Raw genomic sequence first — 13,814 nt, 5'->3', positions numbered from 1 at the left:
CGCCGCCCGTGGCGACCCGTCAGCGGGGCGGTCCGGCGCCGGCCAGCAGGCCGTAGGCGACGGGGATCAGGTTGTCCCGGAGCCGGAAGCGGCGCGTGGACACGGCCACCAGCGCCGTGCCCGTCGCCGGGCTGAATCCCAGGAACGCCTGCTGGCCGCTGGTCGCGCCGGAGTGGAAGTACAGGTGACCGTGGTCGGTCGCATGACGGAACCACGTCAGCGTGTGCACATGCCGGTGCCGGAACCCGCGCCGCAGGACCGGCCGCCGGACCTCGCGCAGCGCCCCGGCCAACGGGTGTCCGTCCGGGCGGAGATGGGCCTCCAGATAGCCGAGCAGGTCGTGGACGGTGGCCCGCACCGCGCCCGCCGCCGCGAAGCCGCCGATGTCCAGCGGGGGAGTGCGCCGCACCCCGTCCGCGCCGTGGCCCGTGGCGTCGGTCTCCGGGCCGCCGGGCCGCAGCGCGGTCCCGGACAGCCCCAGCGGGCGCAGCACCTCGGACGACAGCAGCTCATCCCACGGCGTCCCGGCGGCCACCGACAGCGCGTGCCCGAGCGAGGCCACCGCGAAGTTGGAGTAGCGCCACCGGCTGCCGGGCCGGTGGCGCGGCCTCGCCCGCAGAAAGGCGCGCACCACCCGGTCGGCCGGGTAGTGCGCGTAGGGATTGGTGGACCAGCGGCGCACCGCCTGCGGGTAGAAGTCCGCGGGCAGCGGCGGCAGCCCCGAGGTGTGGGTGATCAGATGCGTCAGGGTGACCGGGTCCCGGCCCAGGGCGCGCCGGGGATCGAAGTACCGCGCCGCCGGCTCCGAGCCCGTCAGCCGGCCCGTCTCCTCCAGCCGGGCCAGCAGCAGTCCGGTGAACGTCTTGGACGCCGACCCGATCTCGTACCGCAGACTCTCCCGCGGCACCGCCGGGGCCGGTCCGGTGCCCCCGGCGAGCACCGTGCGGCGGCCGTCGCGGGAGAGGGCGAACACGACGTCCGGGGCGTCGACCGCCGCCACCGCCTCCTCCAGGGCGGGCACCGGCTCCGCCTCGTCGCACTCCGCCGGGGCCACCGGAGCGGCCGTCATCCGGAGAGCCGGTCGAGCGAGCGCGAGGTGGCGAGCACGGAGGCGAACGCGGCGACCAGCGTGGGGTGGTAGAGCATGTCGAACACGTCCTGCGGGTCGCCCGTCGGGGCCTCGCCCACCGCAGGCATCGAACCGTCCGGCAACTGGGCCGCGGCGAAGCCCTCCCAGATCCGCTCGTCGAGCGCGGGACGGGGCAGGCACGCGTCGACCACCAGCAGCTCGCCGAGCAGGTCCCAGCGCCCCAGGTCCAGCCAGTCGTCCAGCCACACCGGCAGCCAGTCGCCCAGATAGCCGGCCAGCTCGCCGGGGAGGCCCTCGGGGCGCTCGCCCCAGTCCGTGAGATGGAAGACGGTGTGGGTGATCGCGTAACCGGTGTGCCCCTCGACGGTCCACGGCTCCGGTCTGCGGCCCAGCCAGGTGCGGCGCAGCGCCTGTGCCGGATCCAGCGAGGCCTCCAGCCCGAACCGCTGCTCGAACCGGGAGAGCCCCAGCCGGCGCACCGGGGTGACCTCCAGCGCCGCCCAGCTCGCCAGCCGGTGGTTGAGCCGCACGGCCTGCTCCAGCTCCGGCTGCGAGTAGCCCAGTTCCCTGAACGGGAGGTACACCTCGAACGGGACGGGGGAGGCCGGCTCGGTGCGCTGGGCGCGCACCAGCATCCGCCCGCCGTCCAGCACCTCGCGCCAGGCGTGGTCGATCAGCGCCCGGGCCATCGCCGACTCGCGCGAGCCGGAGACACCCTCGCGGAAGAGCACCTTGCAGATCAGGGCCAGCTCGCCGACCGGCTTGAACCGCTCCAGGAAGCCGGTCTCCGGGTCGGCGTCCGGCTCCAGCCGGAAGCCGTCGCGGTGGGTGTGCAGCCAGGCCACCGCCTGCTGCCCCACGTCGTGGAAGAGGCGGGTCGCGGTCGTCACGCCGGCACCCCCGCCCGTACGGGCCCGCCGGAGCGGGCGAGCACCAGGACCGAGGCGAAGAGCGCCATCAGCGTGGAGTGGTAGGTGCCGACGAAGTCGCGCCGCACCGGACGGCCCGAGGGGCCCGGCCCGATCTCCGGGATCGCCCCCGACTCCTCCTGCGCGCCCGCGAGTCCGGCGAACGCGCGGGCGAGCATCGCCGGGTCGGGCGTGCTCGGCAGGGCCGCCGCCACGGCCAGCAGCTCACAGCCGAGGTCCCACTGCTCGTCCTCCAGACAGCCGTCGAGCCACGGCGGGAGCCAGTCGTCGAGGTAGGCGACGACGTCGCCCGGCACGGCTTCGATGTCGTGGCCCCAGTCGGTGAGATGGAACACCACATGCGTCAGCGTGTACCCGGCGGCGCGTTCGAAGGTCCAGGGCTCCGGGAGACCGCCGAGCCAGGTGCTCCGCAGCACCGCCCCGGCGTCGTCGCGCGCCGGAAGTCCGCAGCGCCGCTCGGAGTTGAGGAGGCCGAGCCGGCGGTTCGGCTGGTGCTCGGTCAGCCGCCAGCTCCGGGTGCGCGCGAGCAGGGCCGCGTAGGAGTCGTACCCGGGGTGCCGCAGCCCCGCCGAGGCGAACGCGGCGTAGATCTCCAGGGGGTAGGTGGAGGCCGGTTCGAGACGCTGGAGGTCGAGCAGCAGCCCGCCTTCGCGGGTCTGCTCCCAGGCGAAGGAGAGCAGTTCGCCGGCCCGCTCGTGCAGTGCGGTGCCCGGGGCCGTCCGCGAGCGCACGGTGACGCACACCTGGGCCAGCTCGCCCAGCGGCTTCCAGGAGCGGTTCACATCGGCCTCCGGGGCGAGCGCGTCCTCGCCGAGCCGGAAGCCGTCCCTGTTCGCCGACACCCAGCCGAGCGCGTTGTCGGCCAGGGCTCCGATGCCGGTGGTCACCGCGGCTCCCCTTCCCTCAGCAGACGGGCCGCCTCCAGGTGCATCCGCACCCGCGCGTCGGCGCCGCCCATCTGCCCGACGAACTCCAGCCCGGTGTCGAGGCCGAGGGTGTCGGGGACGCCGTCGAGAAGGACCAGCCAGCGTCCGGCCGCCGCGGCCTGGAGCCAGTCCCGTCGCCGTACCGCGCGCACGAAGCCGCGCGCCACGTCCACGGGCCGTTCGGCGGCGGCCCTGGTGACGGCGCAGGGCGATCCGGGCAGCGCGAGGGCGCCCAGGACCGCGAGTTGATGGGTGAACTGCTGCCAGGGCGCGCCGTCGAGCCAGGAGGCGTCGGGCTCCGCCTCGCCGGCCCGGCCGGCGGCGGAACCGCCGAGACGCGTCAGCGTCCGGGTCATCGCCCAGTGGCTCCAGCGGGTGGTGGGCGCGGCATCGGGGGCCGGCGGGAAGCCGACGACGGCCTTCTCGAAGCCGGCCAGGTCGTCGGGCGCGGCGGTCCGGCCCGGAAGGAGGGCGGGCAGCATGGTGTCCGCCCCCAGAACACGTGTCGCCGCGAGGGCGAGATCCTCGTCGCCGGCCGGGCCGGAAGCGCTGCGGAACGCCACGAGGTGGTCCCCGCTCCGAAGAGCGGAGACCACCTGTGAAGCGAGTTCCTGCACTGCCTCCGTCAGACGGGACGTGCCGGGCTGCTCCATTCGTGAATCCCGTCAGCCCTTCTTGGGCCGCGGAGTCGGGGGCGAGAGCAACAGGGCCCCGCCGCCCGCGATGAGCGCGAGGGACGCGCACTCGCGGGTGTCACGGTAGAAACCCTCGGGCTCGACCGGGTTGAGAGCTGCTTCGAGGTCGGTGTCCAGGGCCGTCGTACGCGGCTGCTGAGTCACGGGCTTCGTGGAAGACATGCCATCCCCTTTCGGGATCCATGAGCAGATGCAGTACCAGTGGAACCCAGTCCGGAGAACCTCGCAAACGGCGCGGACCTGCACAAATGTCGTGAAATATTCAATCGCCGTGCGGCACTTGACGGCGTGCGCCCGCGTGCGCCTCCCGGATGCGCCGGGGCCGCACCGGTCAACGGGACCTGAAAGCAGCCATGTTGGACGCGCCCTGCCGAGGAGCCCCGCGCGGCGGGTGCGTGGACGGCTGCGCCATGGGGGCGCTCGCGCCCGGCCGGTTCACGCCCCCCGCTCATCGCATGGACGGCGGTGTGTCGGCCCTCAGGCGCGCCGCGCTGTCGGGGGTTCGGCCCAACGGCTTCCCCCGATGGAGCGGTTCCGCCCGCGGGCACGCCCGGTCCCGTGCCGCCGTGGGCAGGGGACGCATGTCCAGGAGGTTCCGCCATGACCGCCCCCGTGTCCGTGCCCGCCGTGCGCCACCGGCGCGCCGCCGGGCGGCCACGGGTGCCGGCGCTGCCGGCGGTGCTCCTCGTACTGCTGTCCCTTGTCTCTCTGCTCGCCGTCACGGCCGGTGCCGCCGCCTCCCCGGCCGCGGGACCCCGGGTGCCGGCGCAGGCTCCGCTCGACGCGGGAGGGCAGGGCGGACAGGCCGAGGAGGCCGAGACACAGGCGTCGGCGGCTCGGGCGGGCCGGGTGCGGTCAGGGGCCGGATACCCGGCCCGCCGCCGCGCACTCCCAGCCCGGCGCGCCCGCAGGACGCCGGTGCCCAGGAGGTGCGCCGCCCCCTCCGCCGCCGCGCGCACCGCGGCGCGGGCCGTGTGCTGGACGGTGCTGCGCTGCTGACGGGGCCGCGCCCCGGTACGGCCGGGGCCCCGCCCGACCGTCATCCAGCGACAGCAGTGAGGTGTGACCCATGCCCATCGATCCCTTCGCGGCGCTCCACGCGATGGTGCGCGCCGAAGCCACCAGGACCGCCGTGCCCGAGGACACCGGACACCGAGCCGAACCGCCCGCCGAACGGCGCCGGGACGACGGGGGCGAACCCCGCCGCGCCGGCGGCGAGGAGCCCGCGGCCGGCTGACCGCGCCGCGCCTCCCGGGCCGTCCCGGGAGGCGCGGCTCCCGGCCGTGCGCGGGAGTTCAGCCGGCGGGGGCGGGGAGCGGCAGCGTCGCCCACACCGTCTTGCCGTGCGGCGCGGTGGGGCACCAGGACCAGGTGTCGCAGAGCGCGCCGATCAGGGCGAGCCCCCGCCCGCCGGGTGACGAGGCGTCGGACGCGCGGGGCCGGGGCGGCTCGGGGCTCGGGTCGGTGACCGCGCACACCACATGGCGCGGATGCCTGAACAGGCCCAGCCAGACGGGGTAGTCGGAGCCTTCGCGAGGACCGGGGCCGAGGGCGTGGCAGACGGCGTTGGTGACGAGCTCGGTGACGAGCAGATGCATGTCACCGGTGAGCTGGGGCAGTGCCCACCCGTCGAGCGTGGTGCTGACGAACCGCCGTGCCTGCCCGGCGTTGCGCGGGTTTCCGTCGAGCCCGCACGCGGCGAACCCGCCGAGCGCGCAGGGCGGCGCGTGGCCGCAGAACTCCGTGGAACGCGCGGGCGGCACCGCCTCCGTGCCCGCGTGCCCGAACGCCTCTTCGTGCCCTGTGCCACTGCTGACGCGGTGCGGCAGATGAATCGTCACGGGTCATGTCTCCCTGGAGGATTCGCTGTTCGACAGCCGGCGCTGGACGAGTATTGTCGACGCGTGTCCCATGATGCAATTGCATCTGGGATTGCACCGGAGGAACGGCGGAACTGGCGTACGACTGGCGAGGGGCTGGTACGAATGGAGTTCATCAACGGAATGGCGGCCGGGGAGCTGACCGGAGCCGTCTGGGTCAAGAGCAGTCGCAGCAACGCGACGGGCAACTGCGTGGAGCTCGCCGCGCTGCCGGACGGGCGTATAGCGATGCGCAACTCCCGTGACCCGCAGGGACCGGCCCTGGTCTATACGCGGGACGAGGTCGCCGCGTTCGTGGCCGGCGCCAGGGACGGTGATTTCGACGCCATGGTTGGCTGAAATCGTATGCTGCCGGGGCTGTTCGGCCATTGGTGCGAGCGGCGATGTGCTGGGATACTGGCGCCTTCCATAGTCTCCGCAGGAGTGTGCGATGACTGCCGCCGATCCGAGTCCGTCGCTGTTCGTCCGGCCGCTGGGGGCGGTCGAGAGCAACCCGACCGCCCTGAAGCTCATCCTGGGCGGCAAGTTGCGCGAGCTGCGGACCGGTGCCGGACTCGACCCGGCCGACGTCGACGAGAAGCTCGGCTTCTCGCGGTCCAAGACCAGCCGCATCGAGCTGGGCAGGCACGGCTGCAAGCCGTCGGACGCCGAGGCGCTGCTCGCGCTCTACGGCGTGCGCGACGAGGAGGACGTCGCCGAGTTCATGCGGCTGGTGCAGCAGTCCCGGCAGCCCGACTGGTGGCGGTCGTTCGGTGACGTGCTCTCCGACTTCTTCACGCCGCTGGTCGCCCTGGAGGGCGCCGCCGCGACCATCCGCACCTACGAGCCCTTCTACATCCCCGGGCTGCTCCAGACCCCCGCCTACACGCGGGCGGTCATCGAGTCGGGTCCCGGCCATCTGCTGGCGCACGAGATCCGGCGGCGGGTGGACCTGCGGCAGGAACGGCAGCGGCAGCTCGACCAGCCGGACGCCCCGCGGCTGTGGGCGGTGATCGACGAGTCCGTGCTGATGCGTTCGGTCGGCGGCGCCCAGGTGATGCGCGATCAGCTCACCCATCTCGTCGAGATGATGCGGCGACCGCGGGTCACCCTCCAGATAGCGCCGCTGGACGTCACCGCCGCGGTCGGCGTGGGCACCGGCGTCAGCTATCTCCGCTTCGCCCTCGGCGACCTCAAGGACGCCGTCTACATCGAGCACCTCACCGACAGCACGTTCTCCCAGAAGCCGGCGACCGTCGAGCAGTACCGGGACATGCTGGACCGGCTCGGCGCCTGCGCGCTGACGCCCAAGGAGACCGTGCGGAAGCTGGAGGAGCGGCTCGCCTCGCTGGGCTGACCGCCCGGGGGTGCCGCGTACGACGAGGAGCCGGCCCGGGTGGCCGCCCGTGGGGGCGGTCACCCGGCCGGCTCCGGTGTTGTGCTCAGGCGAGCCGGGCGACGCCGCCCCACTCGATCCACTCGTCGGTCTGCTGCACGGGGGCGAGCTCGGTGTCCGGGCGCCAGGTGGACACCTCCACCAGCCCCGGCTCCAGGATCTGGAGGCCGTCGAAGAAGCGCGTCACCTCGTGCTCCTCGCGCACCCGGCCCCAGTTGCCCCCGGTCGCCTGCTCCATGAAGTCCGTCACGAAGGCCCTGATCTCCGGCCGGTCGCTGACGAGCTGACACACCACCAGGAAGCTTCCCGGAGCCAGGCGTTCGGCGACCCGGCGGACCAGGGCGCCCGGGTCGTCCGTGTCCGGGATGCAGTGCATCACCGAGACGAACAGGGCGGCGACGGGCTGGCTGAGGTCTATCAGCCGCTTGGTCTCCTCGTGGCCGAAGATGCCCTCCGTGTCACGCATGTCGGCCTGGATGACGGCCGTGCGCTCGTTCTCGTCGAGCAGCGCCCGCCCGTGCGCGAGGACGATCGGGTCGTTGTCGACGTAGACCACCCGGGAGTCCGGGGCCACGGTCTGGGCGACCTGGTGCACGTTGTCCTGCGTCGGCAGGCCGGAGCCGTGGTCGATGAACTGGCGTATCCCGTACTCGGCGGCGAGCATGCGCACCACGCGCCGCAGGAAGCGGCGGTTGTTGACGGCCAGCACCTTGGTGCTCGGCACCTGCTGGAGCAACTGCTCGCAGGCTTCACGGTCCGACTGGTAGTTGTCGTCGCCCCCCAGGAAGTAGTCGTACATGCGTGCCACGCTCGGCACCTTGGTGTCGATGGCTTCGGGGCTCCACGACTTGCGCTGCATCCAGTCCTCACCCGCGTCGATGACGATTCGGCCGTTGGGACGAACATGCTAGGGAGGCTGGGCACCCCGGTACAGGCGATTGGCCGAGGGTGATGCCCTGCCGGTCGTCTTTCGGCCACACCGCGGAAGCGGGGGGCCGCCGACATGAGCCCAGGTGGGGACCCCGTACACTCGCCGGTGCTCTGGCGGCAGGGCCTCCTGCCCGTGCCGCCGAGCGAACCGTGAAACCGACGAAAGGTACCGACAGTGAGCTCCGCCGACAGGGCTGACGCACCGATCTACGACAGCCTGGTCGAGGAGCGCGGCGACGTCCCCGCCGACGTCCGGCGCACGGCCGAGGAGACCCTCCGCGAGGTGGGCCGCACGCTCGACTTCGACCTCCAGGGAGCCGGCGCGCTGCGCTGACCGCCCGCTCGGGCGTCCGGTCTGCCCCGTTCAGTGACCCTTTCGGCCGCCTTGCCCGCCTTTGGCGGGAGGCGCAGAGTGTACATAAGGGTCTGAATCGTCACGGAATCGGGCAGTCACTGGCGTCGAGACGTACCGGGCGGGCACTGTGCAGCAGCCTCCAGCGAGTGGGAAGCCGTCCGGCTCCGATCCTCCTCAGCGCCTCGCGCTCCCCGCGGGCCGGGGGAATCCGCCCACCGCCCACCGGCGGATGATGCTGATCTACGTCCTGTGCGTCATCCCGCCCGTGGTCGTGTACCTGGCGGTCCCCGATCGGCACACCGTCGCCTGGGCCGTCATCGGGCTCGGCAGCGTCGTCGCCATCCTCGCCGGCATCCACGTCAACCGGCCCGCGCGCCGCTGGCCCTGGCTGCTCCTGGCGGCCGCCAACTTCACCTTCACCGCCGGCGACACCTCGTACAACATCCTGGAGACCTTCCTCCACCAGGACAACCCGTTCCCCTCCGTGGCGGACCTGCTGTACCTGGTCACCTATCCGCTCTTCGCCGCCGGGATCTTCGGCTTCATCCGCTTCCGCTGCGTGTCCCGCGACATCGCCAGCCTCCTCGACGCCCTGCTCCTCACCAGCGGCCTCGCCCTGCTCTCCTGGGTCCACCTGATCCATCCGCTGTCCGAGGACAGCTCCATGAGCTGGTACGAGAAGGCGATCACCATCGCCTATCCGCTCGGCGACGTCCTCATCCTCGCCATGCTCGTCCGCCTGCTCACCCTCGGCGGGATGCGCGACAGATCCGTCCAGCTCCTCACCCTCGGCACCATCGGGATCCTCGCCAACGACGTCGTCTACGGACTGCTCCAGCTCGAAGGCACCTGGCGGGTCGGCACCTGGATGGACCTCGGCTGGGTGGTCTTCTTCACCGCCTGGGGCCTGGCCGCCCTCCACCCGTCGATGGTCAAGCTCACCGAACGGGCCCCCGAGCAGCCGCCGGGGATCGCCCACCGCCGGCTCGCCGTCCTCGCCGCCGCCTCGCTCGTCGCCCCCGCGATGCTGCTCTCCCAGTCATTGCGGGGCAATGTGCAGGACACGGCCGTCACCGCCGCGTTCTCCGCGGTGATGTTCCTGCTGGTGCTCGCCCGGCTGTGGGGGCTGGTCACCGACCACCGCAAGGCCGTCACCCGGGAGCGCGGCCTGCGGGTCGCCGCCGCCTCCCTCGTGGGCGCCGTCACCCCCGAGGACGTGGCCCGCTCGGTGAACGTCGCCATCGGCGCCCTCTTCCCCCGGCCCGTGGAGCACAAGGCCCTGCTCCTCGTCGACACCGGCGGGCACCTCAGCCCCGTCCCCACCGAGGACGGCGGCTGGCACCGGCACCTGCCGCACACCGGGGAGGACCCCGGCGGAGGCGGCGGACCGCCCGCCCTGCCGGGGCCGGGCACCAGGATCGTCGCCACCGCCGCGCTCGGGCCGGAGATCGAGGCCGCCGCCGCCCCCTTCCGCTCCGGGCTGCTGAGCCCGCTCGTCGTCGAGGCACCCGACTCGCGGACCACCGTCACCGGCGCCCTGCTGCTCGCCGTGTCCGAGGAGGAGGTGGGAGACCTCGCCGGAGCCGTCCAGTCCCTCGCCTCCCAGGCCGCACTGGCCCTGGAGCGCGTCGGCCTCAGCGAGGAGATCAACCGGCGCAAGAGCGAGGCCTACTTCCGCACCCTCGTCCACAACACCTCGGACGCCATCCTGATCCTGGACGACGACAACACCGTCCGGTACGCCAGCCCCTCCGCCGACGGCATGTTCGGTGGCACCTCCTTCGCCGCCACGCCGCTGACCCGGCTCGTCGACTCGCGCGACCGGGAGCGCGCCCTGCGCACCCTGGCCCGGGCCCGCGAGGCGGACGCCCCCGACCTGCACGACGACTGGCGGGTGCTGCGCAACGACGGCACCGGGGTCGACGTCGAGGTCCGGTGCAGCAACCTGCGCCACGAACGGACCGTGCACGGCATCGTGCTCACCCTGCGTGACGTGACCGAGCAGCGGCAGCTCGAACGCGAGCTGACCCACCGTGCCTTCCACGACGCGCTGACCGGTCTGCCCAACCGTCTGCTGCTCCTCGAACGGATCGAGCGGGCGCTGCTGCGGGGCCGCCGCAACTCCACGCTGACCTGCGTCCTCTTCGTCGACCTCGACGACTTCAAGATCGTCAACGACATGATGGGCCACTCCGTCGGCGACGAACTCCTGGTCGCCGTCGCCCGCCGCCTGACCGGCACCCTCCGGCTCAGCGACACCGCCGCCCGGCTCGGCGGCGACGAGTTCGCCGTGCTCATGGAAGGCGTGAAGGAGACGTACGACGCCGAGGTGCTGGCCGCGCAGGTCGTGCACGCCCTCGGCCGGCCGTTCCGCCTCGGCAGCGGCTCGCACAGCGTCTCCGCCTGCGTCGGCGTCGCCACCGCCGGCGACGGGGCGCAGGCCGAGGAACTGCTCCGCAACGCCGACCTCGCCCTGTACGCGGCCAAGACCGCGGGCAAGCGCCAGTGGCGCCGCTACCGGCCCGACCTCCACACCGGCATGGTGGAACGCCACGAACTCCAGGCCAGCATGGACGACGCGATCAGCGAGGAGTCCTTCGCCCTGCGCTACCAGCCGATCGTCGAGCTCGCCGGCGGCACCGTGGCCGGCTTCGAGGCCCTCGTCCGCTGGCCGCACCGCCGCCGGGGGCTGGTGCCGCCGGCCCAGTTCATCTCCCTGGCCGAGGAGACCGGCCACATCACCCCGCTCGGCGCCTGGGTGCTGGAGCGCGCCGCCACCGAGGTCGCCCGCTGGCAGCGGGCGCGCCCCGGGGCCACCCCCCTCTACCTCAACGTCAACGTCTCCCCGCGGCAGTTCGCCGACCCGGGCTTCGTCGACGGCGTACGCCACGTCCTGGACACCACGGGCCTGGCCCCCGGGTCGCTGGTGCTGGAGCTCACCGAGTCCGTCCTGGTGCGCAACGAGCAGATCCGGGCCGCGATGCGGGTGCTGAAGAGCCTCGGGGTCTCGCTCGCCATCGACGACTTCGGCACCGGATTCTCCTCGCTGAGCTACCTCCGGGAGTTCCCCATCGACGTGCTGAAGGTCGACAAGTCGTTCATCGACGACATCGTCACCGACGGCCAGCAGGTCGCCCTCGTCGAGGGCATCGTCCGGATCGCCGACGTGCTCGGGCTCCAGGTCATCGCGGAGGGCATCGAGAACAGCGGCCAGCGGGACCTGCTCTCCGCCATGGGCTGCCGCTTCGGTCAGGGCTTCCTCTTCGCGCACCCCATGACCGCCGCCGAGGCGCAGCGCTTCCTCGACGAGGGGCACACCTGGCAGTCCGCGCGGGTCGCCGGCCGCCAGGGCCGCCGCAGGCTGCCCGCCGGCGGCGGGGTCCGCAGCGAACAGCGCTGGCGGGACCTGGCCAGGCTCCAGAAGTCCAGCCGCATGTGCGACGCGGTCATCGACGAGGTGCGCGGCCGGCGCATCCGCAGCCAGGGGCAGTGGCTGGTCGACTTCGCCTCCTGCAACTACCTCGGCCTGGACCTCGACCCCGAGGTCATGGACGCGGTCGAACCGCAGATCCGCCGCTGGGGCACCCACCCGAGCTGGTCGCGCCTGATCGGCAACCCCCGCCTCTACCCCGAGATCGAGGAACGGCTCACCGCACTGCTCGGTGCCCCCGACACCCTGCTGCTGCCGACGATCACCCTCATCCACGCGTCCGTCATCCCCGTCCTCGCCGGCCGCGGGCAGGTGTTCGTCGACGCCCGCGCCCACCGGACCATGTACGACGGCTGCCTCGTCGCCCGGGGACAGGGCGCGTCCGTGATGCGCTTCCACGCCGAACGGCCCGAGGAACTGAGACAGCTGCTCGCCGAGGCGCCCCGCGGCGTCCCCCTGCTGGTCTGCATCGACGGCGTCAACAGCATGACCGGCAACCTGCCCGACCTCCACGCGCTCGCCCACATCTGCCGGGAGCGCGACGCCCTGCTCTACATCGACGACGCGCACGGCTTCGGTGTCATCGGCGAACGCGACGCGGCCGAGAGCTCGCCCTACGGCAGCCGCGGCAACAGCATCATCCGGCACCTGGGGATCGGCTACGACAACGTGATCCTGGTGGGCGGCTTCTCCAAGGCCTACTCCTCGCTGCTGGCCTTCCTCACCGCCCCGCCCGCGCTCAAGGCCCATCTCAAGGTGGCCGCCGCGCCCTATCTGTACTCCGGGCCCTCGCCCACCGCCTCCCTCGCGACCGCGCTCGCCGGACTGGAGGTCAACGACCGGCGCGGCGACGAACTCCGCTCCGAACTGCACCGCAAAACGGCCCGGGTGCTCGACCACGTCCGCGGGCTCGGCCTCGCCACCCCCAACACCGACGGGCTGCCGATCATCGAGATCCCCCTCGGCGACGACAGCGACCTCGACGCCGTCGGCGACTTCCTGTGGCACCGGGGCATCTACGTCACCCTCGCCGCCTATCCGCTCGTCCCCCACGACCAGGTGGGCTTCCGCGTCCAGATGACGGCCCTGAACACCGACGAGGAGATCGACGAACTCAACGAGGTGCTCACCGCGCTCACCGAACGCTTCCCGCTCAAGCGCCGCACCGGGCACGGCGAGGATCCCCTGGCGCCCGTCCCGCTCGAGCAGCGGCCCCCGGCGCGCCGGCAGCTCCCGTGAGCGGCACCGGAGGGGCGGACACCGGCGGCGGCCCCGCCGCGCCCGCCGCCGCGCGCCGCAACGGCGACGCCGACTGGGACCGCTGGCCCGTCCACGACTACCTCCGGGAGAACTACCGCGAGCTGCACCCCTGCGACGCCGCCGTCATCCGCCACCACGCCGCCTTCTACCGCACCCTGCCCCCGGACGGCATCGACGCCTCGGTCGAGTGCGGCGCCGGGCCCAACCTCTATCCGCTGATGGCCGCGGCCGCGGCCTGCCGGCGCGTCGACGCCCTCGAACCGGGCGCGGCCGGCCGGGCGTACCTCCGCTCCCAGCTCGACGGGGGCGCCGACGCGAGCTGGGAGCCGTTCTACGCGCTGTGCCGCGGGTACGACCCGGCACTGCCGCCCCGGCTCGACGCGGCGCTGGCCCGGGTGCGGGTCGTCGAGGGAGACCTGTGGAGCGCTCCGCAGGGCGGTTACGGGCTCGCGTCCATGACGTTCGTCGCCGAGAGCGTCACCGAGAGCGGGGCGGAGTTCGCCCGCCTGTGCCGGCGCTTCGTCCGCCAGGTCCGTCCCGGCGGGCTGCTCGTCGCCGCCTTCATGGCCGGGATGCCGAGCTACCGCATCGGCCGCGGCCCCGTGTGGCCCGCGTTCCCGGTGGACACCGAGGCCGTGCGCGAGGTCTTCGCCCCGCACACCGAACGGCTGCGCCTCACCCGGGTCCCCAAGGACCCGACGCTCCCCGAGTACGGCGACGACGGCATGGTCCTCCTCCGCGCGTCGCGCCGCACGGAGCACGGCCCCGGGGGGCGGGGGTAGCCCCGGGTCCGTGCGTCCTCGCGGCCGTACGGGGTGGGGAGGCGCCCGTACGGGGCCGGTTCGCGGGTGCGCCGATGCCGTGCAGCTCCAGCCCGTCCGGCGTTTGAGGACACGCCCGCAGGGCGTGCCGTGCTGCCGGGGCGGGCGGGCTCCGGATGGGTG

The 13,814-nt window shown here is 73.3% G+C and carries 14 protein-coding genes; 7 read left to right on the top strand and 7 right to left on the bottom strand.

The genetic code is table 11. The annotated features are described in order from the left end of the window. Positions 1–19: 19 nt before the first annotated feature. From JE024_RS01905 to JE024_RS01885, 5 genes are read right to left on the bottom strand one after another with little or no spacing between them, the layout of a single operon-like run. A complete protein-coding gene (locus JE024_RS01905; protein ID WP_205371880.1) occupies positions 20–1,069 on the bottom strand; it encodes a serine hydrolase domain-containing protein in 1,050 nt (349 codons plus the stop codon). Continuing rightward, positions 1,066–1,980 carry a DUF6895 family protein gene (locus JE024_RS01900; RefSeq protein ID WP_205371879.1) on the bottom strand — a complete coding sequence of 305 codons (915 nt, stop codon included), beginning with the start codon at positions 1,978–1,980 and terminating at the stop codon, positions 1,066–1,068. Before JE024_RS01900 ends, JE024_RS01905 begins: the two co-directional genes overlap by 4 nt. Beyond that, on the bottom strand, positions 1,977–2,906 hold the full coding sequence (locus JE024_RS01895; RefSeq protein ID WP_244882518.1) for a DUF6895 family protein: 930 nt from the start codon (positions 2,904–2,906) through the stop codon (positions 1,977–1,979). Before JE024_RS01895 ends, JE024_RS01900 begins: the two co-directional genes overlap by 4 nt. After that, complete coding sequence (locus tag JE024_RS01890; protein ID WP_205371878.1) at positions 2,903–3,598, bottom strand: hypothetical protein; 696 nt, start codon at positions 3,596–3,598, stop codon at positions 2,903–2,905. Before JE024_RS01890 ends, JE024_RS01895 begins: the two co-directional genes overlap by 4 nt. 12 nt (positions 3,599–3,610) lie before the next feature. Beyond that, a complete protein-coding gene (locus JE024_RS01885; RefSeq protein WP_187744040.1) occupies positions 3,611–3,802 on the bottom strand; it encodes a hypothetical protein in 192 nt (63 codons plus the stop codon). 438 nt (positions 3,803–4,240) lie between these two features. On the opposite strand from JE024_RS01885, the gene JE024_RS01880 reads away from it, so the two are divergent. Together JE024_RS01880 and JE024_RS01875 are read left to right on the top strand one after the other, a co-directional pair. Further along, entirely contained in the window at positions 4,241–4,639 is a 399-nt protein-coding gene (locus JE024_RS01880; RefSeq protein ID WP_205371877.1) for a hypothetical protein, read from the top strand. Positions 4,640–4,709: 70 nt separating this feature from the next. Next, on the top strand, positions 4,710–4,877 hold the full coding sequence (locus tag JE024_RS01875) for a hypothetical protein (protein WP_205376765.1): 168 nt from the start codon (positions 4,710–4,712) through the stop codon (positions 4,875–4,877). Between the two features lie 58 nt (positions 4,878–4,935). On the opposite strand, the gene JE024_RS01870 is transcribed toward JE024_RS01875, so the two are convergent. Beyond that, complete coding sequence (locus JE024_RS01870) at positions 4,936–5,481, bottom strand: ATP-binding protein (protein ID WP_244882516.1); 546 nt, start codon at positions 5,479–5,481, stop codon at positions 4,936–4,938. Positions 5,482–5,625: 144 nt separating this feature from the next. Here JE024_RS01870 and JE024_RS01865 point away from each other — a divergent pair, with 144 nt between their 5' ends. Both JE024_RS01865 and JE024_RS01860 read left to right on the top strand, forming a co-directional pair. Continuing rightward, positions 5,626–5,859 (top strand): DUF397 domain-containing protein, encoded by a 234-nt coding sequence (locus tag JE024_RS01865; RefSeq protein ID WP_205371876.1) that lies wholly within the window; start codon positions 5,626–5,628, stop codon positions 5,857–5,859. 91 nt (positions 5,860–5,950) lie between these two features. After that, positions 5,951–6,856 carry a helix-turn-helix domain-containing protein gene (locus JE024_RS01860; RefSeq protein ID WP_205371875.1) on the top strand — a complete coding sequence of 302 codons (906 nt, stop codon included), beginning with the start codon at positions 5,951–5,953 and terminating at the stop codon, positions 6,854–6,856. A gap of 85 nt (positions 6,857–6,941) precedes the next feature. Here JE024_RS01860 and JE024_RS01855 read toward each other — a convergent pair whose 3' ends face one another. Then, positions 6,942–7,754, bottom strand: a complete 813-nt coding sequence (locus JE024_RS01855) for an SAM-dependent methyltransferase (RefSeq protein ID WP_205371874.1) — start codon at positions 7,752–7,754, stop codon at positions 6,942–6,944. 246 nt (positions 7,755–8,000) lie between these two features. Between JE024_RS01855 and JE024_RS01850 the strand changes: the two genes are divergently transcribed. From JE024_RS01850 to JE024_RS01840, 3 genes are all read left to right on the top strand, one after another. Then, positions 8,001–8,159, top strand: coding sequence for a hypothetical protein (locus JE024_RS01850; protein ID WP_205371873.1), 159 nt, complete (start codon positions 8,001–8,003; stop codon positions 8,157–8,159). 253 nt (positions 8,160–8,412) lie between these two features. After that, positions 8,413–12,849 carry an aminotransferase class I/II-fold pyridoxal phosphate-dependent enzyme gene (locus JE024_RS01845; protein ID WP_205371872.1) on the top strand — a complete coding sequence of 1,479 codons (4,437 nt, stop codon included), beginning with the start codon at positions 8,413–8,415 and terminating at the stop codon, positions 12,847–12,849. After that, entirely contained in the window at positions 12,846–13,652 is an 807-nt protein-coding gene (locus JE024_RS01840) for a class I SAM-dependent methyltransferase (RefSeq protein WP_205371871.1), read from the top strand. Before JE024_RS01845 ends, JE024_RS01840 begins: the two co-directional genes overlap by 4 nt. Positions 13,653–13,814: the final 162 nt, after the last annotated feature.

Source organism: Streptomyces zhihengii, from assembly GCF_016919245.1.
Classification (GTDB): domain Bacteria; phylum Actinomycetota; class Actinomycetes; order Streptomycetales; family Streptomycetaceae; genus Streptomyces; species Streptomyces zhihengii.
The sequence above is the reverse complement of the archived record's forward strand: the minus strand, read 5'-3'. Positions and strand labels throughout refer to the sequence as shown.

What these genes read in the sequence shown, in the direction of transcription:
- JE024_RS01860 (WP_205371875.1), top strand. Translation starts at nt 5,951, where the DNA reads ATGACTGCCGCCGATCCGAGTCCGTCGCTGTTCGTCCGGCCGCTGGGG.
- JE024_RS01905 (WP_205371880.1), bottom strand. Translation starts at nt 1,069, where the DNA reads ATGACGGCCGCTCCGGTGGCCCCGGCGGAGTGCGACGAGGCGGAGCCG.
- JE024_RS01855 (WP_205371874.1), bottom strand. Translation starts at nt 7,754, where the DNA reads ATGCAGCGCAAGTCGTGGAGCCCCGAAGCCATCGACACCAAGGTGCCG.
- JE024_RS01845 (WP_205371872.1), top strand. Translation starts at nt 8,413, where the DNA reads ATGCTGATCTACGTCCTGTGCGTCATCCCGCCCGTGGTCGTGTACCTG.
- JE024_RS01880 (WP_205371877.1), top strand. Translation starts at nt 4,241, where the DNA reads ATGACCGCCCCCGTGTCCGTGCCCGCCGTGCGCCACCGGCGCGCCGCC.
- JE024_RS01875 (WP_205376765.1), top strand. Translation starts at nt 4,710, where the DNA reads ATGCCCATCGATCCCTTCGCGGCGCTCCACGCGATGGTGCGCGCCGAA.
- JE024_RS01885 (WP_187744040.1), bottom strand. Translation starts at nt 3,802, where the DNA reads ATGTCTTCCACGAAGCCCGTGACTCAGCAGCCGCGTACGACGGCCCTG.
- JE024_RS01865 (WP_205371876.1), top strand. Translation starts at nt 5,626, where the DNA reads ATGGAGTTCATCAACGGAATGGCGGCCGGGGAGCTGACCGGAGCCGTC.
- JE024_RS01890 (WP_205371878.1), bottom strand. Translation starts at nt 3,598, where the DNA reads ATGGAGCAGCCCGGCACGTCCCGTCTGACGGAGGCAGTGCAGGAACTC.